Origin of the sequence: Polynucleobacter sp. UB-Siik-W21 (assembly GCF_018687415.1) — a bacterium.
Classification (GTDB): domain Bacteria; phylum Pseudomonadota; class Gammaproteobacteria; order Burkholderiales; family Burkholderiaceae; genus Polynucleobacter.
In genome coordinates this window covers 712976-735569 of the sequence record NZ_CP061289.1, presented here as the reverse complement: position 1 = coordinate 735569, position 22594 = coordinate 712976, and the positions used below count along the sequence as shown (strand labels likewise).

Genomic DNA, 22594 nt, shown 5'->3' with positions numbered 1-22594 from the left:
CTCCCACTGCAGAAAATTTAATATCACCAAAACTCAACTAATGCGTTTTGCTGCTGCACTCGGTCTGTTGTTCATCATGATTGGTAGCGCTATCTATTTCATGGGCTTTAGGGTTGCGATTAAATTCGATCCAGGTATGGCACGTGATATGGGAGGCGTGATTACCTCAGAAGAGCTGTTCCATCTTGAAGAAGAATATCGCGAAAAACTCAGCAAGCTCCAAGGCTCTTTAAAGGCGATGGACCAAAAAATAGATGTGCTTAGCAAGATAAACGAGCAATATGCTGCACTGGCAACACCACTGCCGATGAAAGAAAAGCGCAAAGACAGAGAGAAAGAGAGCGAAGCCAGCACTGGTAAGGGCGGTCCTTATTTACCACTCTTTCCTTATCAAATTCGTTCTGAAGAAAATCCCAGCCTGCGAGTAAGCATCAACCAAACGCTAGAGTCTTCAGAAGGTCTGAGTAAAAAAATGCAGTCCCTCAAAGAAATATGGCTTGAGAAATACGAGCGCTTGATTCCATTGCCCACAAAACCACCTCTGGCCGCTGGTTATGGTTTAAGTAGCAACTTTGGTGCACGCGTAGACCCCATTACTAATAGTCCTGCCTTTCATCCTGGCATTGATTTCAATGCCAAGCCCGGCACGCAAGTATTAGCTGCAGGTAATGGCGTTGTCACCAAGGCAAAGTACGATGCAGAATTAGGAAACGTCATTGAGATCAAGCATAGCGAAGGCTTCACTAGCCTCTATGCGCATTGTCAGAAACTCTTAGTAAGCCAAGGAGACACTGTTAGTCGCGGTCAATTAATTGGAGAGGTCGGCAATACTGGCCGCTCGACAGGACCACACTTGCATTTCAGCGTTTATAAGAATGGCGCCCTACTCAATCCGATGGATGTGTTGGCTTTTACTAAGCCAGCAGCCAACAAGGAAAACTAAGAAGAAATACCGGCGTCCTGCTTGATCTTATTGATCGTATCTTGCAGCTGCGTCGCTGAATCAGGTGTCGTGTTCGGCTCTGCTCTTTTAGAAATCATCTGGCCATTGAGGGTAGCACCAGGCTCAATTCCAATCGTGTCGTAAGTCACATCTCCATGGACATTGGCGGTTGCGTGTAACTCTACTCTCTCATGCGCGTAAGTATTGCCATTCACCATACCCGCAATGAGTACGCGAAATGCATAAATATCGCCATGTACCTCACCACCCTTGCCAATCGCTATCGTAATTCTTTGGCCAGCACGCTCTTCAATATTGCCAAATATCTTGCCATCCACTCGCACGCTCTCGGAAACCATCAAGGCGCCATGAAATTCAGTAGCAGCGCCAACAATCGTGCCGAAAGATTCAATCTGAGGTTCAGAGAACTTATGTTCATTATTTTTCTTACCGAACATCATCACACCTCTTTAGTTTTGCTTGCTGAGAAAAGCCGGAATAGAAGTATCGGCAGGACTCTGTTCGCTCGCTTTAAATGCTTGCATTTGAGAACGAGCCTGCATGCCAGATATCTTTTTGTTCTGACGGTAGCGATCTAAGATCAAAATACCTTTGCCTAGACCAGAATAAATAGCGCCTAATTTAGAAGTAGGCGCTTCGCGCTCACGCTTCTTATCCAAAATCTGTTGCGCAACAAACTCACCGAAGCGGCAGAAGTAAGTTGAGATAGTGGCATTACTGGAGACGCAGAAAAAATCCTCATAGACGAAATTATCAATTTCATTGGCACGCAGTACTGGCGGGGTTATGTAGCACATACCTAAAGAGGCAAGATTGGTGGAGATGCTAGTTTCTGCAAAATTGGTCTCGACTCTACTAGGCACTGCCATGATGATTTGTTTATTCTTAGAAATCAAAGGCGAATTACGTAATACATATTCCAAGATAAAAATTTCAGTACTCGCTAATTCAAACTTAGAGGTTGAAGTAGGCACCAAAACAATATCGAAATCATGCATAAAATTTTCAGCCATATTTGGCGTCCAAGTGAGGTCAGAAATACTGACATCAAAACCTGTTGAAAATTTACGCAAAGAAGATCTGGCACTCAAAAGAGTCATGCCTGCGCTTTGATAAGACATTTCAGCGCGATAGGTCTCAATACCAATATTGGGAGCTTTTTTAATCCAAGCAGAAGATGAGCTCTGCTCATCGTAGTCAATCAATGAAATCTTTAAGCCTTTTTGAAGAGCTAGGTACGCAGCAAGATTGGCGGCAATCGTACTTTTGCCAACCCCACCTTTGCGATTTGTTACCAGCACTTTTATCGTTTCCATGACAATCACTCGCTCTGCTTTACTGAAATAGGACATTTATCCTATTGCTATGCATCACAATTTGCAACAAATTTCTCATAAAAATTAAGGAATTGCGGATCAAACTTCAACTTAAAAACACGCATTCAAGCGCAAGAACATGTAAAAGTCAGTATTTTCCTTACAGAGGTTCATGATTAGGGCACTGGATTGCCTGATCAATGAGGACTCTATTTTGTAGCAGAAGAAAGCGGGCTTAACTCTCGTTTACTGAGAAATGATTTCTCTTGTTTGCTAATGGGATCTACAAAGTAAATTGCTTTCGCCAAGAGCTGCAAAGGTTTAGAAAAATCTAGGTCGTACTCTTGATAGGGCGTCAGGTGCGGATAAATTTGATCATTCCGAATGGGTATACCTAGAGCATTTAAATGACTACGTAATTGATGTTTCTTACCGCTACCAGGAGTTAAGCGATACCGAGCCCAGGGCTTATCGACTTCGATCAACTCTATATAAGTATCTGTGTTCGGCTCGCCCCGCTCTTCTTTCATCTGCAAAAAGTGTTCGGACTCTACTAGTCTGCTTTGATAAGTCATAGGCAATCTGAGGGCTTGCTCATCATGGTAGGGAGCAATCGCTTCATATACCTTCTTAACTGCTCGATCTCTAAATAGATTTTGGTACTGCGCTCTTTCTGCTGGTCTAACTGAAAAGATCACCAAGCCTGTAGTATCACGATCAATGCGATGAATCGGGCTCAAGGTTTGAATACCAGTTCGCTTCTTAAGCCGATTCAATAAGGTTTGATGCAAATAAAGGCCACTGGGTGTCACTGGTAAAAAATGGGGCTTATCTGCAACTACGATATGTTCATCCTGATAAAGGATTTCTTCTGCAAAAGGAATTTCAGGTTCACGTGCCAATCGCCTGAAATACATTAAATGGGTATTCGCTTGATAAGGATCGTCACCATGCACTGGCTCGCCATCCATGGTCATGACTAAACCTTCAGCAAAACGGGTCCGCCATTCTCCAGACTCAATATGGGGAAAGGTGTGAATAAAGAAAGCCAATAAATCTTGGTATTCTTGGTCAGCCGGCAAATAAATGCGTGATGAAGAGACTCCTTCAGCATTAACTTTCATAAATTGGATAGGCTGTCAGTAGCAATATTGATGAAATTGTAGAGAGACTGTCACCTATTGATTCTATTGCATGCTTATACTTAGCTATCAAACAGACATAAGTGAGTGCGCAAAATGAGCCCCATCCTACCAATACGCCTTAGCACTTTTGTAATTTGTATTACTGGAACCCTGATCAGCATCTTTGGCCTTTTTGTAAATACTGCCGCATGGTATCCACTAGCTATTTTTGGCTTCCTGACACTCGTCGGAATTCATGATCGCCTCCAAACGAGGCATGCTGTGTTACGCAACTACCCCATTTTGGGTCATATGCGTTTCTTATTAGAATTTATTCGACCAGAGATTCGGCAATATTTTATTGAGGGTGATAACGACAAAACACCCTTCTCCAGAAGCCAGCGCACCCTGGTTTACTCACGCTCTAAGGCAGTTTCAGATAAACGTCCATTTGGCACCACGCTTGATGTCATGGCACCCGGTTATCAATGGATTAATCAGTCGCTCGCTCCCACTCATCTTTCTGACTATAACTTTAGGATCGAGATTGGCGGCAAAGATTGCTCCCAAAAATATTCAGCTAGCATCTTTAATATCTCAGCCATGAGCTTTGGCGCTTTGAGTGCTAACGCAGTCATGGCGCTTAATTTAGGTGCAAAAAAAGGAAATTTTGCGCACGATACTGGCGAGGGCTCAATTTCTCGTTATCACCGCATGCATGGCGGCGATCTCATTTGGGAGATTGGCTCGGGATATTTTGGTTGCCGTACAGAGGATGGTCAATTTGATCCCAAAAAATATGCGGAGAATGCCCTAGACCCCCAAGTCAAAATGATTGAAATCAAACTCAGTCAAGGCGCAAAGCCAGGTCATGGCGGTATCTTGCCAGGACCCAAGGTCACCCCAGAAATTGCCGAGGCACGCGGTGTCAAGGTGGGTGAAGCTTGCGTCTCGCCATCTTCGCACAGCGCCTTCTCTACCCCATTAGAAATGATGGCGTTTATTCAGCGCTTACGTGAACTTTCTGGCGGCAAACCAGTAGGCTTTAAATTATGCATTGGCCATCCTTGGGAATGGTTTGCGATTGTGAAGGCGATGCTGAAGTCACAAATTTATCCAGACTTCATCGTGATAGATGGCACTGAGGGCGGGACTGGAGCATCTCCTGTTGAGTTTAGTAATCACGTTGGCACTCCATTGCAAGAAGGTTTGCGCCTAGTACACAATACTTTGGTTGGAGCCAATTTACGCGACCAAATTAAAATTGGCTGCTCTGGAAAAATCATCAGCGCTTTTGACATGGCGGTTGTCTTTGCCTTGGGGGCTGATTGGTGTAACAGCGCTCGCGGCTTTATGTTCTCAGTCGGCTGTATACAAGCTCAAGTTTGCGATACCGGCTTCTGTCCCACTGGCGTTACCACACAAGACCCAAGCCGACAAAAAGCATTAGTAGTCACTGATAAATCAGAACGTGTGTATCACTTTCATAAAGAAACACTCAAGGCCCTCAAGGAAATTGTGGAAGCAGCAGGCCTTCATCATCCAGTTGAAATTAACACACGTCATATCGTACGACGGGTGAGTGCAAATGAGGTGCGGCTGCTTGAAGATCTCTTACCAGACGTTGCTGCAGGCAGCTTGTTATCTAATGAGGAAGGTAGTACTTTGCCAAAAGTATTTCAGCTTTACTGGGATATTGCGCAAGCAGATAGCTTTGCCGCTAAACAGCATTAAACAGTCTAGTGCACTACAACTTTTACTTGGCCTGACCAAAGATTGGATCACGCCTTTCTAAAAATGCAGTAATACCTTCTCGGTAGTCGCTACCCATATAGACATTCCTACGAAGGGATTGAAGATGCTCGAATACGGCAGGATTCAACACAGCTGCATCAGAGAGCATTTGTGCCTGGGCTTTAAGAACGGAGTTAGCTTGTGGTGAACGTGAGGCAATCGTTCTAGCCATTTGATAAGTCTTTGCCTCTAACTCACCCGAGACATAAAGATGGTTCAGAATACCGATTTGTAAGGCGCGATCAGCGCCAATCGGATCCGCAGTTAGGAACATTTCTTTTACGACATTTAGTGGCATACGGGACATGAAATGCAAGATACCGCTGGCAGTATACGGAAGACCTAACTTTGCAGGGGTAATCGCAAAAGTAGAGTCATGATCCCCAATCGCAATATCGCAACTCATAATTAGGTCCGTAGATGCACCCCAAACAGAGCCATCAACCATTGCAATGACTGGCGCTCTAAATGCGCGGATGGACTTGAGTAAGACCATGACAGGATCATCAGCTGGCAAGGGATCACGTTCAGATCTCGGCAGCTCCATCACATCGTGCCCTGCAGACCATACCTTATTCTTCTGGTCAGATCTCAGTACCAACACACGCACATCTTCTTTACCAAATACATCAAGGGCATGGTGCATTTCTTCAATCAAGCATTCACTTAAAGCATTGCGCTTGCTGTAATGATTGAAACGAATGGTAGCGATTAAATCCGCCTGCTCGGTCTTGATGTACTGATAATTCATTTAAATTCTCTTCTTTCTTTGGTTACTTATGCCGCAATCAAGATATCCCCAAGCTCCATCTTCTCCCACCAGATAAATGGTAGTAGATAAACTGGCTCACCTGCATCTTGAAGAATTTTGAGGGCGCCATCATTGGTTTTATTAGCCTCATACTTGCCGGGATGTAGTGGAAAGCAACCTTGATCCGTACCATCGTTGCGACGCTTTCTGGCGACAATATTGCGAGTGATGTAAACGACCATATTTACTCCTTGATTGATTCAGGATATTTAGCCTAGGTGAATCTACTTTCAGATAGCCTGCAACTCCAAATTATTCCTTTTGATTAAGGTGAAATATTAAGAATGCCCTCTTTTTGACGACTTTAACCCAATTTTGGGCATAGCTAGTACTGACGCACTAATCTTGTGCGGGGCAATAATCTACCTTTGAGAGAAGTTCTAAGTTAATGAAAAAAGCCACCCTCAGGTGGCTTTTGTTACTTCATTTGAGCGAGCTTATTCGCGTGAAGCTTTTTTACGCTCATGCTCCTTGAGGTAGCGCTTACGAATCCGAATACTCTTAGGCGTGACTTCAACCAATTCATCATCATCGATAAACTCTACTGCGTACTCTAAGTTCATAGCAATTGGAGTAACTAAGCGCACTGCTTCGTCGGTACCAGAGGCGCGAACGTTAGTTAATTGCTTGCCTTTGATGGGATTCACAACCAAATCATTATCACGGCTATGAATACCAATCACCATACCTTCATATAAAGGATCGCCAGGGCTCACAAACATACGGCCGCGGTCTTGCAACTTCCACAAAGCATAAGCAACGGCTTCGCCGTCATCTTGACTAATCAATACGCCGTTATGGCGCTCACCCAAGATACCTTCTTTTGCCGGAGCATAAGAGTCAAAAGTGTGGCTCATCAAACCGTTACCACGGGTCATGGTCATGAAGTCGCCTTGGAAGCCAATCAAGCCCCGTGCAGGAATGCGGTACTCAAGACGAGTACGACCTTTACCATCACTCACCATATCGAGTAATTCACCTTTACGTTTACCCAAATCTTCCATGACGGCACCTTGTGTGGTGTCTTCAAGGTCGACTGTTAAGTTTTCGTATGGTTCCATCTTGACGCCGTCTTCTTCATGGAACACCACGCGAGGACGGGAAACAGCCAACTCGTAACCTTCACGGCGCATCGTCTCTACCAAGATGGTGAGGTGCAATTCACCGCGACCAGACACTTCAAATACGGTGTCATCATCAGTATCTTTAACACGCAATGCCATGTTGGATTTTAATTCGCGGTCTAAACGCTCACGGATCTGACGGCTTGTTACAAACTTGCCTTCACGACCAGCTAATGGGCTAGTGTTGACCATGAAGTTCATGGTCAGGGTAGGCTCGTCAATCTTGAGCATTGGCAATGCTTCTGGCACGTCTGGTGCGCAAATGGTTGTACCAATAGCCAAGTCTTCAATACCATTAACCAATACGATATCGCCCGCTTGCGCTTCATCTACTAATTCACGCTCTAAGCCACGGAACTTCAATACTTGATTGATACGCCCCTTACGCTGAGTGCCATCAGGGCCATCCATAAAGACTACGTCCATCAATGGCTTGACTGTTCCACGGTTTACACGACCCACACCGATCTTACCGACGTAAGTACTGTATTCAATAGAGGTGATTTGTAATTGCAAAGGACCTTCAGGATTGTCATCGCGCACTGGAACATGTTTGAGTACGGTATCGAATAATGGGCGCATATCCCCTTCGCGGACATCATCAGTCAAACCGGCATAACCATTCAAACCAGATGCAAACACGACTGGGAAGTCTAGCTGCTCTTCAGTAGCGCCTAATTTGTCAAACAACTCAAAGGTTGCATTGATCACATAATCACAACGTGCGCCTGGGCGGTCAACCTTGTTGATCACCACGATAGGCTTTAATCCCAAAGCCAAGGCTTTCTTGGTGACAAAACGGGTTTGTGGCATTGGACCTTCAACCGCATCCACCAAGAGTAACACGCCATCCACCATCGAGAGTACGCGCTCAACTTCACCACCGAAGTCTGCGTGTCCAGGGGTATCGACGATGTTGATATGTGTGCCGTCATATTCAACTGCACAGTTCTTGGACAAAATAGTAATGCCGCGTTCTTTTTCAAGATCATTTGAATCCATGACGCGTTCGGTCATTTTTTCATTAGAGCGGAATGTGCCAGATTGACGCAAGAGTTGGTCAACCAAAGTAGTTTTACCGTGGTCAACGTGGGCGATGATAGCAATGTTACGAAGTGCGCGTTTAGTCATGTGAAGCTTCTAAGGTTAAAGATCAGTAAAAAGGTTAAGTTGCCTGCGAAATCAAACGCTTAGGATGCAATACTCCAGAGCGCCAATCAGCAGTGCCAATAAAGTTATGGGGTGCAGCTGTAGTGCGATAAATACGAACTAAAGCTTCAATGGAAGCCAGGTTTAATGGAACCCGCTGGCCCATTTCTAAACGTTTAGCTTGTTGCTCATCTACCGTCAGATGGGGCAAAGTCTGCAAGAGCGCATCCACCGGGAGGATATAGCTAGAGCTATCGCGCAAAGCCTGTTGAATCGATTCAATCGTAAAGGATTGCTCAAGACTTAAGTGACCTACTTCCGTTCTGCGTAGCCCTACTAAATGAGCGCCACAACCTAAAGTGTTACCAAGATCTTCAGCGAGCACACGAATATAGGTACCCTTGCTGCAAGAAACTTCTAAAGTAGCTTCTGGCCATTGAATATTCGTCCAGCGAATCTTGTGAATCGTAATCTCACGCGGAGTGCGCTCAAGCTCAACACCAGCACGAGCATATTCATATAAAGGCTTGCCATCGCGTTTTAATGCAGAATACATCGGCGGTATTTGTGTAATGAGGCCAGTAAATTTTGCTAGCAATCCATCTAATGCGTTTTGAATCGCCGCTTCATTTTCAAAAGTAGGTAATGGCAATTCTTCTATGACTAAGCCTTCAGCATCACCAGTGTCGGTGCGAGAACCAAACTTCACTTGAGCGATATACGTTTTATCTGCTTCCAGTAAGTCTTGAGAATATTTGGTGGCCTCACCCAAGCAAATTGGCAGCAATCCGGTAGCCATGGGATCTAAAGTACCAGTATGGCCCGCTTTCTCTGCGTTGAATGCGCGTTTGACGGCGGTTACCGCCCCCTGAGAGCTCATGCCTGCCGGTTTATCTAGCAATACAACGCCGTCGATACGCGTGGACATGTTTATTTATTCTCGTCTTGATGATCGCTCTCTAGAGCTTGGTCGATCAATCGAGACATTTCTATGCCATGCTCTACTGAGCTGTCATAGTGAAAGTGCAAAGTTGGCACAGTGTGAATATGCAAACGCTTAAACAATAAAGAATGTAAGTAACCCGCTTTTTCCTGCAAAGCCTTCAGAGCATGCTCTGGTTCTGCACCTAGCACTGTGAAGAAGACTTTGGCATGTGCCAAATCAGGCGAGAGTTCAATACTTTGCAAAGTAATTAAACCTAGACTTGGACTGCGCAACTCGCGAGGAATTAACTCGGCCAGGTCTCGCTGAATCTGATCAGCAAGACGCTGGTTACGATGCGGACTCGTCTTATGCATAGTCAATCAATTAGAGTGAACGAGCGACTTCAGTCACTTCAAATACTTCTAGTTGATCGCCTTCTTTAATGTCGTTATAGCCTTTTAATGACAAGCCACACTCAACACCGGCACGAACTTCTTTTGCGTCATCTTTAAAGCGTTTGAGCGAATCTAATTCGCCAGACCAGATCACGACATTCTCACGCAAGAGGCGCACACTTGATGTACGTTTAACGATACCGTCAACAACTAAGCAACCTGCAATAGCGCCAACCTTAGATACCAAGAAGACCTGACGAATTTCAACCAAGCCAGTGATCTCTTCTTTCTTATCTGGAGTCAACATACCGCTCAAGGCGAGTTTCACCTCATCCACTGCATCATAAATAATGTTGTGATAACGAATATCGACACCATTATTCTCAGCCAGCTTACGGGCTGCTGCATCGGCGCGGGAGTTAAAGCCAATGATGACCGCTTTAGAGGCAACCGCCAAGTTCACATCAGTTTCAGTAATGCCGCCCACAGCAGCATGAACGATTTGTACCTTGACTTCTGGTGTAGAAAGCTTCATCAAGGACTGTGACAAAGCTTCTTGAGAGCCTTGCACATCAGCTTTGATGATCAATGGCAACAACTTCGCTTCAATCGCGCCCTCTTCCATGTTTTCCATCATGGTTTCGAGTTTGAATGCTTGTTGTTTAGCTAACTTCACATCACGGAACTTACCTTGACGGAAGAGTGCAATTTCACGCGCCTTACGTTCATCAGGAACCACTTGAACTGACTCGCCAGCAGCTGGAACTTCGGATAAACCTTGAATCTCCACTGGAATAGAGGGGCCAGCTTCATTACAGGGTTTGCCGTTTTCATCCAACATAGCACGTACACGACCAAAGGTAGAACCTGCTAGCAACATATCGCCACGCTTGAGTGTGCCCGATTGAACCAATACCGTTGCAACCGGACCTTTACCTTTATCCAAACGCGCCTCAATGACGAGACCTTGTGCAGGAGCATCTTTAGGTGCCTTGAGTTCCAAGATTTCGGCTTGTAAAAGAACGTTTTCTAATAAAGCATCAATACCTTCGCCCGTTTTGGCAGACACGGGAATAAATGGCACATCGCCACCGTATTCCTCAGGAACCACTTGTTCAGCCACTAACTCAGTCTTCACACGCTCTGAATTGGCCTCTGGTTTATCGATCTTATTGATGGCAACCACCAAAGGTACGCCAGCAGCAATCGCATGGTGAATCGCTTCCTTAGTTTGCGGCATGACACCGTCATCTGCAGCTACTACCAAGATCACAATATCAGTTGCCTTAGCACCACGTGCACGCATTGCGGTAAAGGCTTCGTGACCCGGGGTATCTAGGAAAGTAATCATGCCGCGCGGAGTTTCTACGTGGTATGCGCCGATATGCTGAGTAATACCACCAGCTTCACCAGAGGCGACTTTTGCTAAGCGAATCTTGTCGAGCAAAGAAGTTTTACCGTGGTCAACGTGACCCATCACAGTCACCACTGGAGGGCGCGGCAACAATTCAGCATCATGACCGTCAGTACCAATATCTAAATCTGGATCATCTAATTTTGCAGCGTGGGCTTTATGACCCATCTCTTCAACAATGATCATCGCGGTATCTTGGTCAAGCACCTGATTGATGGTGACCATTTGGCCCATACCCATCAATAACTTAATGACTTCTGCGCTCTTGACTGCCATAGCGTGAGCAAGCTCAGCCACGGTAATCGTTTCTGGAACATGCACATCACGCACTACTGGCTCAGTTGGCACTTGGAAGTTGGTATCGACGTTCGCTTCAGCGATTTGACGCTGCTTCTTACGACCGCCACCTGAACGCCAACCACCCACACCACCAGAGGTATCGCCACGAGTCTTCAGGCCGCCTGGTTTCTTAGCACCCTCTTCTTGCCAAGTAGATGAAGTCTCGGAAGACTTAATCGTTTTGCCACCAACTTTAGCGGGTGATTTTTTCTTATCTTCAGCACCTTCTGCTTTTGCAGGCTTGTGCAAAGTCCCTTTTTTCGCATCTTCAGCAGCAATCTCGCTTGGAGCCTTCAGGACACGAGCAGGCGCACTCATCATGTCACGAATGGCCAAGGCTTCTGCCTCAGCAGTTGCACGACGTGAACGAATATCCGCCAACTCTTTTTCTTTGCTAGCAGCTAATTCTTTTGCAGCTTTATCTGCCTTTGCTTTTTTCTCAACAGCTGCAGCGTCAGAAGCTTTGCTGTCATCTTCGGCAGGAGCAGCAGCTTCTTTTTGACGCGCTTCTTCAGCCGCCTTCATCTCTGCTTCTTGACGAGCTAATAGCTCGGCTTGACGTGTGGCTTCAGCGGCGCGTTTTTCCAATTCCTCTTCTGACAAAATTGGTTTAGTTGGCGAAGCTGCTTTAGCTGATTTTGCTGGAGCTTCCTCAGCTACAGGTGCTTTATCTCCTGCTTTTACTAGCACACGTTTTTTACGAACTTCAACCTGCACAGTACGAGTACGTCCAGCAGAGTCTGCTTGACGAATCTCAGAGTTCTCGCGCTTGATCAAAGTGATCTTCTTACGAGCCCCTGCTTCAGTATTGCCATGTGCTTTTTGCAAATACTCGAGCAAGGCAGTTTTGTCCTTATCGGTAATGCTGTCATCCTCAGAACCTTTATCGATCCCGGCTGCCTTCAATTGATCCAAGAGGTCAGCCGCAGTTCTTTTCAGTTCCTTAGCGAGTACTTTTACTGTTGTTGTTGCCATGCACTACTTCCTCTCATGAAGTAAACCAATGTTCGCGCGCTTTCATGATGAGCGTTTTCGCAGTTTCTTCGTCAATTTGTGTCGCCTCAACCAGCTCATCAACAGCCAGTTCAGCAAGGTCGTCACGGGTATGTACTTGATTGTCAGCAAGCTTGGCAATCAATTCTGTGGTCATTCCTTCTAGGGAACGTAGGTCTTGTGACACCTCGCCAATACGCTCCTCTTTTGCTAACTCCATCGTCAACAAGGAATCACGTGCGCGGGTACGCAACTCATTCACAGTATCTTCATCGAATGAATCAATTTCTAACATTTCAGACAATGGCACATAAGCCACTTCTTCCAATGTATTGAAACCTTCCTCAATCAAAATATCAGCCACCTCTTGGTCTACGTCCAATTTGTCCATAAACAATTGGCGCACGGAAGAAGCTTCTTTTTCAGTTTTCTCAGCAGACTCTTCAGGAGTCATGATGTTGATTTGCCAACCAGTCAAATCACTTGCCAAACGAACGTTTTGTCCGCTACGGCCAATGGCGATTGCCAAGTTCTCTTCATCCACCACCACGTCCATGGCGTGACGCTCTTCGTCCACCACGATTGAAGATACTTGTGCTGGTGCCAAAGCACCAATCACAAACTGCGCTGGGTCTTCAGACCACAATACGATATCAACCGCTTCGCCAGCCACTTCATTACGCACTGCAGTAACGCGTGTGCCACGCACACCAACGCATGTACCGATTGGATCAATACGCTTGTCATAAGTCACCACCGCAATCTTTGCGCGGATGCCAGGATCACGGGCAGCGCCCTTAATCTCTAACAAGCCCTGCTCCATCTCTGGAACTTCATTCTCAAACAACTTGATCAAGAAATCTGGGCAAGTACGGGACAGTTCGATCTGTGGGCCACGGGCTTCACGATCCACTTTGAGGATGTATGCACGTACGCGATCACCAGAACGCAAATTCTCTTTAGGAATCATTTGATCGCGACGGAGCAATGCCTCAACACGGCCAGATTCAATAATCAAACCATTCTTATCAGCACGCTTAACGGTACCCGTCATGACTTTTTCGCCACGCTCGAGGTAATCATTCAAAATCTGTTCACGCTCAGCATCACGAATACGTTGCAAGATGACTTGCTTAGCAGCCTGTGCACCGATACGACCGAAAGCTAAAGATTCGATTTGCTCTTCAATATAGTCGCCTACTTCCATATCTGGAATTTGCTCTTTGGCTTCAAATTGCAATATCTCTTTATCTGGCTCTTGCAAACCGGCTTCATCAGGAACCACCAACCAACGGCGGAAGGTTTCGTATTCACCGGACTCACGGTCGATAGATACACGAATATCCACATCTTCAGTTGCGTAACGCTTCTTAGTAGCTGATGCCAACGCCATTTCAAGCGCCTCAAACACAATGGCTTGATCAACGTTCTTTTCACGCGCTAGGGCGTCTGCCAACATGAGAACTTCTCGGCTCATGACTTTCTTCCTTTGAAATCAATAACAGGGACCAACCGAGTCTTATCGACCTCGGCCAAAGAAAACTCCAATTGAGAGGGCTGACCATCAGCACCCTCAAATACCAAACCAAATTTCGCATCCGGTGAATTCAATTCACCACTCAGCAAACCTTGCAATACACCACGAAAATTCTTACGACTACCAACAGCAACACGCAACTTCAAATCTACTTCCATTCCAGTGAAGCGCTCAAAATCAACTGCTGTCTTTACGGGACGATCCAGGCCTGGGGAAGAAATTTCCAAACGCTCGTAGGGAATGTTTTCTACCGGCAAGGTGTAACTCAATTGATGACTTACCTTCTCGCAATCCAAAACAGTAATCAAACGCTCGTAATCCGGGTTTTCAATTGTGACGCGCAGTAATCCTCCAGCTTCACGCTCAATATCGACTAGCGTGTAGCCCAAGTTCTCCAACTCTGCAGAGATGATCTTCTGATCCCTCACAACTTCCCTTCAAACCAAAACGGCAAAAAAAAATGGGCTTCAAAGCCCATATTCTCGAAATTCAGAACAGGCCGACTTACGTTGATCGCAACATCAGTCGGTAACAACATTTGCAGCATGTTTGTGCTGCAAGACCAAAATTATAGCTGATTTTTAGAGAAAACTGTTAGAAATCAGAAGCTTTCGCCAGGATTTCGGGGCTTTCTAGGGCCCTTATTAAAAGGTTTTCGGCCTTTTGGTGCGCCGCGCTTAGGCCCATTTCCAGGGCTTTGGGGGTTGGCGGTCACAAATGCAGATTGACCATGGTGTACTTTTTTGCCTTTATTGCGGCCTTGGCCATTTCCACCCTGGCCACCTTGACCGCCCTGAGCACCCTGTCCAGGTCGACCGCCTTGGGTGCGGCCCCGGAAAGGACCGCGTCCTTCGCCAGACCCACCGCCGCCAGGCTTGCCGCCCCTACCTTGGTGAGTCAGACCGTTATGACCACTCGCTAGGGTTAAAGCATCGCGTGAGCCCCAATAAGAAACCGAGGTTTGCATTGGATCGGGTTGGAAATCTGCGCTAGCAGGATTACGACTTTGTCCACCAGCATTTGGATTGCGACTCTTATCTTGCGGCTGTGGCATTTTTAAGCCAGCAGACTTCATCAAGTTATAGATGCCACCGGCCTCAACTTCCTCCCATTTTCCCCGCCTTAAACGTGGAGGTAAAAGGAACATGCCATAACGTGTCCGAATCAAACGAGAAACCGTGTGACCTACTGCTTCAAACATGCGGCGCACTTCACGATTACGACCTTCTGTTAAAGCAACGTGATACCAACGGTTTGCACCATCGCCACCACCCATTGCTAACCGTAAAAATCGTGCTTGACCATCATCGAGCTTGATACCACTTTTTAATTGTGCAGTGTTGTCTTGACTTAGCTCACCCAAAATACGCACTGCGTATTCACGCTCCACACCATAACGCGGATGCATTAAACGATTAGCCAATTCACCAGAGGTGGTGAACAATAACAAGCCTTCAGTATTAAAGTCCAAGCGACCAACTGCGATCCAGCGACCTTGACGAGGCTTTGGTAGGCGATCAAATACGGTTGGACGACCCTCTGGATCAGATTGGCTTACGATTTCGCCAGCAGGCTTGTGATACAAAATGACGCGTGGTGGCTTCGTTTGAATCTTACGATGCACTTGCTTGCCATTAATGCGCACCTGATCTGTAGGTCCAATACGTTGGCCGATATGTGCAGGCAAACTATTAACTGATACGCGCCCTTGCACAATCAAATCTTCCATGTCACGGCGTGAGCCCATGCCAGCATCTGCTAACACTTTATGGAGCTTGACGGTATCTTCGTCATCAGCATCATCATCTAAACCATCGAGGTCAGACCATACTTCATCACGCAAACTGAGAGGCAATTCATCGATGTTTGTAAACTGCAAACTGCTCATCTCTTCTTCAGTAGGCGCATCTGGATCTTCATCCTCGCGAGCACCATGTGCGCGTTGTGCGCGACGCTCGGCACCTGTTTGATGAGAGATTTCATTCTCATTGAAACCATCTGAATTTTTAACCTCTAATGCTTCTGGCGTATCAAGGGCTGCATCAAACTCACCGGACACCACCGAAGCAAATAATGCTTCAACGTCTGCAGGATTTGGGGCTAACTTAGCCGCATGATTGCCACCACCTTCACGCGGACCTTGGGAGGTCTCACCTTCACGACGAGGCTTGTCCTTATTGAAGGGGCGCTTCTTATTAAAAGGGTGCTTACCTGTTCCAGCGCGACGAGGATGGCGTGGGCCACGATCATGACGTGTGGGGCGCTCACCTCCCTCACCCTGAGAGCCTTCTGCATGAGAAGAACCTGTATCAGTATGTGATGGCGTTGCTGCAGGTACTACTGGAGTTGAATCGTTTTCGTTAGAACTTGTCATTAATAATTATTTTATTTCGCCTGATGGATTTTCAGAGTCGGGGGTAACTTCTTCAGCGATGATTTCGGAGCTTTCTTCAACTACCACTTCTTCAGACTCTTCAATCACAACGGTTTCTACTGTGGCAGTAGGATCAAATTCCATGACAACCTGACCTAATTGTTCAGCAGCAGCCATCGGCGCTGCATCTTCCAACATAGGTAGGCTTTGAAGATTAGTCAGACTCAAGTCGTCTAAAAATTGTTTAGTAGTGGCATACAAACCAGGGCGGCCAATCGTATCTTTATGACCAATCACTTCCACCCAACCACGGTCTTCTAATTGCTTCATCACGTTGCTACTCACAGTAACACCACGAATTTCTTCAATCTCACCACGAGTGACTGGTTGACGATAGGCAATAATTGCCAAGGTCTCCATCACTGCACGGGAGTACTTCGGTGGCTTCTCAGGCGTTAAACGATCAAGATACTCACGCATCGATAAACGACTCTGGAAGCGCCAGCCAGTTGCAATATGCACCAGCTCCATGCCTTTATTGTCCCAAGCGCGCTGCAACTCAAGCAATGTCTCATCAATATCAGCAGTGGTGATGTCCTCGACAAATAGACGAGACAGGTCAGCAACCGTAAGTGGCTCCTGCGCGCACAGGAGGGCTGTTTCAATAACGCGCTTGTTGTGATCGTCCATAAAAGTCGGGCTGTCAGGAATCATCCTGAATAGGCTATAAAAATGTATATCAGTAATGGGTTTTGGTGTTTTCTAGCGACTACGGACAATCCATCTCATAATTTCTAGTTAGGGAATATGCCCGCGCTACAACGAAGTCCTTTTCGTTCACCGTGAATCCATTATAAGGTAGGCTCAATACAATAGCCATATGCACAATATTTCATCAAAACGCCTAGTTTCTCCTGAACGACGCCACTTATTGGGCCTTGGCATCAGTATGGGCGCCCTATTCAGTGCTGGAGCCCTCAGCTCGTGCGGCATCATGGGAACAAAAAAGCCAGTAGTTGGCTTGGCTTTAGGTGCTGGTGCAGCAAGAGGATTTGCCCACATTGGGGTAATCAAGGTCCTAGAGGCTCAAGGCATCCGCCCCGATATTGTGGTTGGCAGCAGTGCCGGTAGCGTCATTGCTGCCCTGCTTGCCTCTGGCGCCACTGGTAATGATCTCAATCGCCTAGCCCTCAATCTCGATGAAGCCACGATTGCAGACTGGGGGCTGCCATTTGCGGGACGTTTTGGCGGACTTATTAAAGGTGATGCCCTGCAAAACATGGTAAATCGAGAAGTACAAAACAAGGCCATTGAACAGATGCGTATTCCATTAGGAATTGTCGCCACTGAATTGCAATCAGGCAAAGGTGTTTTATTTCGTACAGGCAATACTGGCCAAGCAGTGCGCGCATCGTGTAGCGTACCTGGAGTCTTCCAACCCACTCTGATTGGCGGCAAGGAATATCTGGATGGCGGTCTGGTAGCCCCCGTGCCCGTGAGTTATGCCCGACAAATGGGAGCTACTCTAGTGATTGCAGTGAACATCTCTTCAGAGCCAGTCCATCAAGATGCCAGTGGCACCTTTGGAGTGTTACAACAAACCATTTCGATTATGCAAAGAAGCATTAATCAATATGAACTCAAGAGTGCCGATATCGTGATTACTCCGCAACTGAAGCAAATGAGTAGTGGCGATTTCAAGTCCAGAAATGCAGCCATCTTGGCTGGCGAAGTCGCAAGCCAAGAACAAATGGCTTTGATCAAGGAAAAGCTGAAAGGCTAAGTAGGTAAAGCCCCGAAAGGGAGGACTTTAGAGACTGCGTGACTTACGCTTGAGATTCTTGACTTCGTTTAACAACTCTTGACGCTCGGCATCATTGAGGTTATCACTGCCATCTAGACGACGGGCGCCATCAAAACGTTTATCCCAATACAGGCTACCTAGATCGTCGACACGAACACTGGTGCCTTTGGATGGTGAGTGAATAAATTTATTGTCACCAACATAAATACCCACATGAGAAAAAGTTAAACGCATCGTGTTGAAAAATACAAGGTCGCCTGGTTGCAGCTCATCGCGACTAATCGGTTTACCAACCCGACTCATTTGCGTTGACTTGCGTGGCAACAAGAAGCCCAACTTGTCTTTGAATACATAACCAACAAAACTACTACCGTCCAAACCAGACTGAGGTAATTCAGCATCCCAGCGATAACGCACACCAATCACTTCCATGGCGCGATTAATCATCTCTTCAGATTTTCCAGTCACGGTATCCGCTAATCGGTCAGACACTCGAGAGATATAAGCCCTACCAGCTTGAAACATACTTTCTTTTGGAACAACTGCTTCAGTTGGTGCGTCAGCTACCACCACGGTATCTGCGGCATTTGCAGATATAGAGATAGTCAAACCCAGGGCTAGACCCAAGATTTGTGAAAGTAGCGCTTTTTTTAGTGACATCGAACCAGTTTAACAAAGAACCCTTATTTAACCAAGCCTTGACTATAGTCTTAAGTCTTTGTTTACATGGATGATTTTTCAGAACTTGGTGCATGAATGCGGGTCATATGCACCAAAATAGCCCATAGAATAGGGTTTTAGGCTCTAACTAAGTCAGTTCGGCAGCCGCAAATAATTCTCTGGTGTAAACCTGTTTGGGGTGCTTGATCAAGGTCTCAGTGTCGCCAAACTCAACCACCTTACCCTCTTTGAGCACCATCACCTCATGAGACATGGCGCGGATGACTGCTAAGTCATGACTAATCATCAAATAAGCCAAGTTGTACTTCTTCTGCAATTCTGAAAGTAAGGCGAGCACTTGTTTCTGAATCGAAACATCTAATGCGGATGTAGGTTCATCCAAGACCAATATCTGCGGCCGCAAAATCAAAGCGCGGGCAATCGCAATACGCTGCCGTTGACCTCCAGAGAACTCATGCGGATAGCGAGTTAACGCTGAGCGATCCAAGCCCACTTCTTTGAGCATATCGACCACACGAGATTCACGCTCGGCTGGCGATAAGTTCGGATGGTGAACATCCAAACCCTCCGCAATAATTTGCATCACATTCATCCGCGGTGAAAGCGAACCAAAGGGATCTTGAAATATCACTTGCAGGCTAGAACGCATCGCACGTCGATCTACCGGCTTCAGTGTTTGCCAATCTTTACCAAGCACATCGACATCACCTGTTACTTGCGCTGCAGAATCTCCTAAGAGACCAAGCACGGCCATACCTAAAGTAGTCTTACCTGAACCCGACTCACCAATGACACCAATGGTCTGGCCTTGCTTCAAATGAAAGCTGACTTTTTTCAAGACCTTATGGGGAGGTGCTTTTTTAAACCAAGAAGTCGACTCTGAACTTGGGTATGCGACAGATAACTCTTCTGTCTTTAATAGTACGGGCGCTAATGGCATCACCGGTGCGAGCTCGCGAACAGGCTCGCTATTCACTAAAGCGCGCGTGTAAGGATCGATCGGATGATTAAACACTTGTTTAGTTGGCCCAGACTCCATCAAGTTACCTTGATTCAAGACGGCTACACGTCCAGCAAAGTGCTTTACAAGATTGAGGTCATGGGTAATCAATAAAATTCCCATGCCACCATCTTCTTTAGATTCTTCTTGTAACTCTTTCAGCAAATCTAAAATTTGCAAACGCAAACTGACATCTAACGCAGTAGTTGGTTCGTCTGCAATCAACAGGCGTGGCTTGCAAGCTAATGCCATCGCAATCATGGCACGCTGACGTTGACCGCCAGATAGCTGATGTGGGTAGGAATGAAAGCGGCGCTCGGGTTCCGGGATGCCCGTCTTTTTGAGGAGATCAATCGCTGCATCTATGCAGTCAGACTTAGTAATGAGGGGCTGATCAATCTGCACTGCTTCAATAATTTGATTGCCGATGGTAAATAAAGGGTTGAGTGCTGTCATCGGCTCCTGAAACACCATGGCAATTTCACGACCACGGATCTCACGAATATCTTCTATGGGCAAGGACAACAAATCGACTATCCCTTCATCTTTTTGATTCCACAGAATTTTTCCAGAGACTTTAGCGCCCTCAGGCTCTAGCCGCAAAGGGGCAAGCGCAGTTAAGGTTTTTCCTGAGCCAGACTCGCCTACTAAGGCTACTCTCTCACCAATGCCAATTTCTAAGTTGAGATGATTAACGGCAAACTTCTCACGGCGCCCAGCGCCGAAAGAAATACAAAGGTCTTCATAGCGCAGCAAGCTCATGAGCGACCTCCACTCATCAGGCCAGCTTTGCGAGAGTCATATGCATCACGCAGCGCTTCACCCATAAAGGTCAGCAACAGTAATGTGGCCACCAAGACAATAAAAGTGGAGAGCGAAATCCACCATGCATCCAAATTACCTTTGCCCTGTGACAGTAACTCACCCAAGCTAGGCGTTCCCGGTGGAACACCCAGACCAAGAAAATCTAAACTCGTCAGCGACAAAATGGCAGCACTCATTCGGAATGGCAAAAAGGTGATCACCGGTGTCAAACTATTGGGCAGGATATGACGCCACATAATTTGTAGATTTGTGAGGCCCAATGCCCGCGCAGCCCGCACATACTCTAGAGCACGATTACGAAAGAACTCTGCACGGACGTAATCAGATAAACCCATCCAACCAAATGCCGCTAACAAAATGATGAGTAGCGAAACGCTGGGATTAAAGATTGAGGCGAAGATGATCAGCAGATATAACTCAGGCATTGCCGACCAAATCTCAATCAAGCGCTGGGAAATTAAGTCAAACTTACCGCCGAAAAATCCCATTAGAGAACCAGTAATGATGCCGACGCTCACGCCCACAATCGTGAGTGCTAAACCAAACAGAATTGATAGTCGAAAACCATAAATGAGACGCGAGAGTACATCGCGTCCACGATCATCGGTACCCAACCAGTTTTGCCAAGACGGTGGCGCTGGATTAGGAACTTGAGAAAAATAATTCAGCGTCTCGTAGCTATAAGTAATCGGTGGATAGATTGCCCAATTGCCATCACTCGTTATATTGCGACGAATATCAGGATCCAAGAAATCCGTTGGCGTCGCAAAGTCTCCACCAAAGACAGTCTCAGGCTGATTCTTTGCTATTGGAAAATAAAAGTGGCCGTCATAACGCACTAATAGAGGCTTGTCATTCGCAATGAGCTCAGCGCCCAGAGAAAGACCAAAGAGAACTAGAAAGATCCACAGGCTGGCATAACCTCTGCGGTTACTTCTAAAACGCTGCCAACGACTCATGACCCGCCTCCAGCACCAAATTGAATGCGAGGATCAACATAGACGTAGCAAAGATCAGAGATCAACTTCGTAAATAAGCCAATCAAGGTAAAGAGATATAAAGTACCAAAGACCACTGGATAATCACGACGCATTACGGATTCATAAGAGAGCAAACCAAGACCATCTAGCGAGAACAAGGTTTCGATCAAGAGCGATCCTGTAAAGAAGGCGCCAATGAAGGCTGCTGGAAAACCGGTGACTAAGGGCAACATCGCGTTGCGAAACACATGCTTCCAAAGCACTTGCTTTTCCGTGAGGCCTTTGGCTCTTGCGGTCAATACATACTGCTTACGAATCTCTTCCAAGAAAGAGTTCTTGGTCAACATCGTCACCACTGCAAAGCTACCCAATACCGAAGCGGTAATTGGTAACACTAGGTGCCACAAATAATCCATCACCTTACCAATCAAGCTCAGATCACTCCAGTTATCGGAGGTCAGCCCTCGTAAGGGAAAGATTTGTAGAAAACTACCGCCGCCAAAGATCACCAATAAAAGAACGCCTAAGACAAAACCTGGAATGGCATAGCCTACTAAGATCATGGTGCTAGTCACCGCATCAAAACGAGAACCATCACGCACTGCTTTGGCTATTCCCAATGGAATAGAAACTAAATAGGTAATAAAGAATGTCCACAAACCAATGCTGATTGATACCGGCAACTTAGAAATTACTAAACGCCAAACACTCTCATGCTGGTAATAGCTGTCGCCTAAATCAAATCTAGCAAAGCGACCCAACATCATGAAGTAACGCTCCAGTGGTGGCTTATCAAAACCATATAAGGCTTTGACTTCTTCTAAGCGTTGCGCATCAATGCCTTGACGTCCGCGATAGGTCGCTCCAGCACCAGAAGATTCTGTACCCCCAACCGCTGCATCACCTTTACCCTTAAGTTCCAATACCATTTGCTCGACTGGACCACCCGGCACAAACTGAACCACTGCAAAGGTTAAGGTCAAGACACCCAACAAAGTTGGAATCATAAGTAACAAACGCTTAAAAATATAGGCGCGCATTTGTC

Annotated in this window: 20 protein-coding genes; 3 read left to right on the top strand and 17 right to left on the bottom strand. The window is 46.4% G+C overall.

All coding sequences use genetic code 11. The annotated features are described in order from the left end of the window. Positions 1–40 precede the first annotated feature (40 nt). Complete coding sequence (locus C2756_RS03765) at positions 41–943, top strand: M23 family metallopeptidase (RefSeq protein WP_215320146.1); 903 nt, start codon at positions 41–43, stop codon at positions 941–943. On the opposite strand, the gene C2756_RS03760 is transcribed toward C2756_RS03765, so the two are convergent. The 3 genes from C2756_RS03760 to C2756_RS03750 all read right to left on the bottom strand — a co-directional run bounded on the left by C2756_RS03760 (position 940) and on the right by C2756_RS03750 (position 3404). Next, positions 940–1404 carry a polymer-forming cytoskeletal protein gene (locus C2756_RS03760; RefSeq protein ID WP_215320144.1) on the bottom strand — a complete coding sequence of 155 codons (465 nt, stop codon included), beginning with the start codon at positions 1402–1404 and terminating at the stop codon, positions 940–942. The genes C2756_RS03765 and C2756_RS03760 overlap by 4 nt on opposite strands. A gap of 9 nt (positions 1405–1413) precedes the next feature. Beyond that, positions 1414–2316 carry an AAA family ATPase gene (locus tag C2756_RS03755; protein WP_215320142.1) on the bottom strand — a complete coding sequence of 301 codons (903 nt, stop codon included), beginning with the start codon at positions 2314–2316 and terminating at the stop codon, positions 1414–1416. Between the two features lie 173 nt (positions 2317–2489). Beyond that, on the bottom strand, positions 2490–3404 hold the full coding sequence (locus tag C2756_RS03750) for a pseudouridine synthase (protein ID WP_215320140.1): 915 nt from the start codon (positions 3402–3404) through the stop codon (positions 2490–2492). Between the two features lie 114 nt (positions 3405–3518). Between C2756_RS03750 and C2756_RS03745 the strand changes: the two genes are divergently transcribed. Next, positions 3519–5138, top strand: coding sequence for an FMN-binding glutamate synthase family protein (locus C2756_RS03745; RefSeq protein ID WP_215320138.1), 1620 nt, complete (start codon positions 3519–3521; stop codon positions 5136–5138). 22 nt (positions 5139–5160) lie between these two features. On the opposite strand, the gene scpB (C2756_RS03740) is transcribed toward C2756_RS03745, so the two are convergent. From scpB (C2756_RS03740) to scpB (C2756_RS03695), 10 genes are all read right to left on the bottom strand, one after another. Then, positions 5161–5949, bottom strand: a complete 789-nt coding sequence (gene scpB, locus C2756_RS03740; protein ID WP_215296713.1) for a methylmalonyl-CoA decarboxylase — start codon at positions 5947–5949, stop codon at positions 5161–5163. A 26-nt stretch (positions 5950–5975) separates the two neighbouring features. Further along, positions 5976–6191, bottom strand: coding sequence for a hypothetical protein (locus C2756_RS03735; RefSeq protein ID WP_215320137.1), 216 nt, complete (start codon positions 6189–6191; stop codon positions 5976–5978). Positions 6192–6446: 255 nt separating this feature from the next. Continuing rightward, positions 6447–8264: a translational GTPase TypA gene (gene typA / locus C2756_RS03730; RefSeq protein WP_215296711.1), complete on the bottom strand. Its 1818-nt coding sequence runs from the start codon at positions 8262–8264 to the stop codon at positions 6447–6449. Between the two features lie 34 nt (positions 8265–8298). Continuing rightward, positions 8299–9210 (bottom strand): tRNA pseudouridine(55) synthase TruB, encoded by a 912-nt coding sequence (truB, locus tag C2756_RS03725; RefSeq protein ID WP_215320135.1) that lies wholly within the window; start codon positions 9208–9210, stop codon positions 8299–8301. A 2-nt stretch (positions 9211–9212) separates the two neighbouring features. Beyond that, positions 9213–9581: a 30S ribosome-binding factor RbfA gene (gene rbfA, locus C2756_RS03720; RefSeq protein ID WP_215296709.1), complete on the bottom strand. Its 369-nt coding sequence runs from the start codon at positions 9579–9581 to the stop codon at positions 9213–9215. A 10-nt stretch (positions 9582–9591) separates the two neighbouring features. Further along, positions 9592–12330: a translation initiation factor IF-2 gene (gene infB, locus C2756_RS03715; protein WP_215296708.1), complete on the bottom strand. Its 2739-nt coding sequence runs from the start codon at positions 12328–12330 to the stop codon at positions 9592–9594. Positions 12331–12343: 13 nt separating this feature from the next. Continuing rightward, positions 12344–13825, bottom strand: coding sequence for a transcription termination factor NusA (gene nusA, locus C2756_RS03710; protein ID WP_071465019.1), 1482 nt, complete (start codon positions 13823–13825; stop codon positions 12344–12346). Then, on the bottom strand, positions 13822–14313 hold the full coding sequence (gene rimP / locus C2756_RS03705) for a ribosome maturation factor RimP (RefSeq protein WP_215320133.1): 492 nt from the start codon (positions 14311–14313) through the stop codon (positions 13822–13824). Before rimP ends, nusA begins: the two co-directional genes overlap by 4 nt. A gap of 173 nt (positions 14314–14486) precedes the next feature. Beyond that, the gene (locus C2756_RS03700) at positions 14487–16259 is read right to left on the bottom strand and encodes a pseudouridine synthase (RefSeq protein ID WP_215320131.1); all 1773 of its coding nucleotides are present in this window, start codon (positions 16257–16259) and stop codon (positions 14487–14489) included. A 6-nt stretch (positions 16260–16265) separates the two neighbouring features. Beyond that, positions 16266–16949: an SMC-Scp complex subunit ScpB gene (gene scpB, locus C2756_RS03695; protein WP_215320129.1), complete on the bottom strand. Its 684-nt coding sequence runs from the start codon at positions 16947–16949 to the stop codon at positions 16266–16268. 259 nt (positions 16950–17208) lie between these two features. Here scpB (C2756_RS03695) and C2756_RS03690 point away from each other — a divergent pair, with 259 nt between their 5' ends. Next, positions 17209–18042: a patatin-like phospholipase family protein gene (locus C2756_RS03690; protein WP_370624036.1), complete on the top strand. Its 834-nt coding sequence runs from the start codon at positions 17209–17211 to the stop codon at positions 18040–18042. 27 nt (positions 18043–18069) lie between these two features. Here C2756_RS03690 and C2756_RS03685 read toward each other — a convergent pair whose 3' ends face one another. From C2756_RS03685 to C2756_RS03670, 4 genes are all read right to left on the bottom strand, one after another. Beyond that, complete coding sequence (locus C2756_RS03685; RefSeq protein ID WP_215320125.1) at positions 18070–18723, bottom strand: C40 family peptidase; 654 nt, start codon at positions 18721–18723, stop codon at positions 18070–18072. A gap of 148 nt (positions 18724–18871) precedes the next feature. After that, positions 18872–20506 (bottom strand): ABC transporter ATP-binding protein, encoded by a 1635-nt coding sequence (locus C2756_RS03680; protein WP_215320123.1) that lies wholly within the window; start codon positions 20504–20506, stop codon positions 18872–18874. Further along, positions 20503–21528, bottom strand: coding sequence for an ABC transporter permease (locus C2756_RS03675; RefSeq protein ID WP_215320121.1), 1026 nt, complete (start codon positions 21526–21528; stop codon positions 20503–20505). The genes C2756_RS03680 and C2756_RS03675 overlap by 4 nt, the downstream gene beginning before the upstream one ends. Then, positions 21525–22589, bottom strand: a complete 1065-nt coding sequence (locus C2756_RS03670) for a microcin C ABC transporter permease YejB (RefSeq protein ID WP_215297336.1) — start codon at positions 22587–22589, stop codon at positions 21525–21527. The genes C2756_RS03675 and C2756_RS03670 overlap by 4 nt, the downstream gene beginning before the upstream one ends. Between the last annotated feature and the right edge of the window lie 5 nt (positions 22590–22594).

Coding starts and splice junctions, on each gene's coding strand:
- C2756_RS03745 (WP_215320138.1), top strand. CDS start 3,519: ATGAGCCCCATCCTACCAATACGCCTTAGCACTTTTGTAATTTGTATT.
- rbfA (WP_215296709.1), bottom strand. CDS start 9,581: ATGCATAAGACGAGTCCGCATCGTAACCAGCGTCTTGCTGATCAGATT.
- nusA (WP_071465019.1), bottom strand. CDS start 13,825: ATGAGCCGAGAAGTTCTCATGTTGGCAGACGCCCTAGCGCGTGAAAAG.
- C2756_RS03680 (WP_215320123.1), bottom strand. CDS start 20,506: ATGAGCTTGCTGCGCTATGAAGACCTTTGTATTTCTTTCGGCGCTGGG.
- scpB (WP_215320129.1), bottom strand. CDS start 16,949: ATGGACGATCACAACAAGCGCGTTATTGAAACAGCCCTCCTGTGCGCG.
- C2756_RS03750 (WP_215320140.1), bottom strand. CDS start 3,404: ATGAAAGTTAATGCTGAAGGAGTCTCTTCATCACGCATTTATTTGCCG.
- scpB (WP_215296713.1), bottom strand. CDS start 5,949: ATGAATTATCAGTACATCAAGACCGAGCAGGCGGATTTAATCGCTACC.
- C2756_RS03735 (WP_215320137.1), bottom strand. CDS start 6,191: ATGGTCGTTTACATCACTCGCAATATTGTCGCCAGAAAGCGTCGCAAC.
- truB (WP_215320135.1), bottom strand. CDS start 9,210: ATGTCCACGCGTATCGACGGCGTTGTATTGCTAGATAAACCGGCAGGC.
- C2756_RS03670 (WP_215297336.1), bottom strand. CDS start 22,589: ATGCGCGCCTATATTTTTAAGCGTTTGTTACTTATGATTCCAACTTTG.
- C2756_RS03765 (WP_215320146.1), top strand. CDS start 41: ATGCGTTTTGCTGCTGCACTCGGTCTGTTGTTCATCATGATTGGTAGC.
- typA (WP_215296711.1), bottom strand. CDS start 8,264: ATGACTAAACGCGCACTTCGTAACATTGCTATCATCGCCCACGTTGAC.
- C2756_RS03700 (WP_215320131.1), bottom strand. CDS start 16,259: ATGACAAGTTCTAACGAAAACGATTCAACTCCAGTAGTACCTGCAGCA.
- C2756_RS03755 (WP_215320142.1), bottom strand. CDS start 2,316: ATGTCCTATTTCAGTAAAGCAGAGCGAGTGATTGTCATGGAAACGATA.
- C2756_RS03760 (WP_215320144.1), bottom strand. CDS start 1,404: ATGATGTTCGGTAAGAAAAATAATGAACATAAGTTCTCTGAACCTCAG.
- C2756_RS03685 (WP_215320125.1), bottom strand. CDS start 18,723: ATGTCACTAAAAAAAGCGCTACTTTCACAAATCTTGGGTCTAGCCCTG.
- infB (WP_215296708.1), bottom strand. CDS start 12,330: ATGGCAACAACAACAGTAAAAGTACTCGCTAAGGAACTGAAAAGAACT.
- C2756_RS03675 (WP_215320121.1), bottom strand. CDS start 21,528: ATGAGTCGTTGGCAGCGTTTTAGAAGTAACCGCAGAGGTTATGCCAGC.
- C2756_RS03690 (WP_370624036.1), top strand. CDS start 17,209: ATGGGCGCCCTATTCAGTGCTGGAGCCCTCAGCTCGTGCGGCATCATG.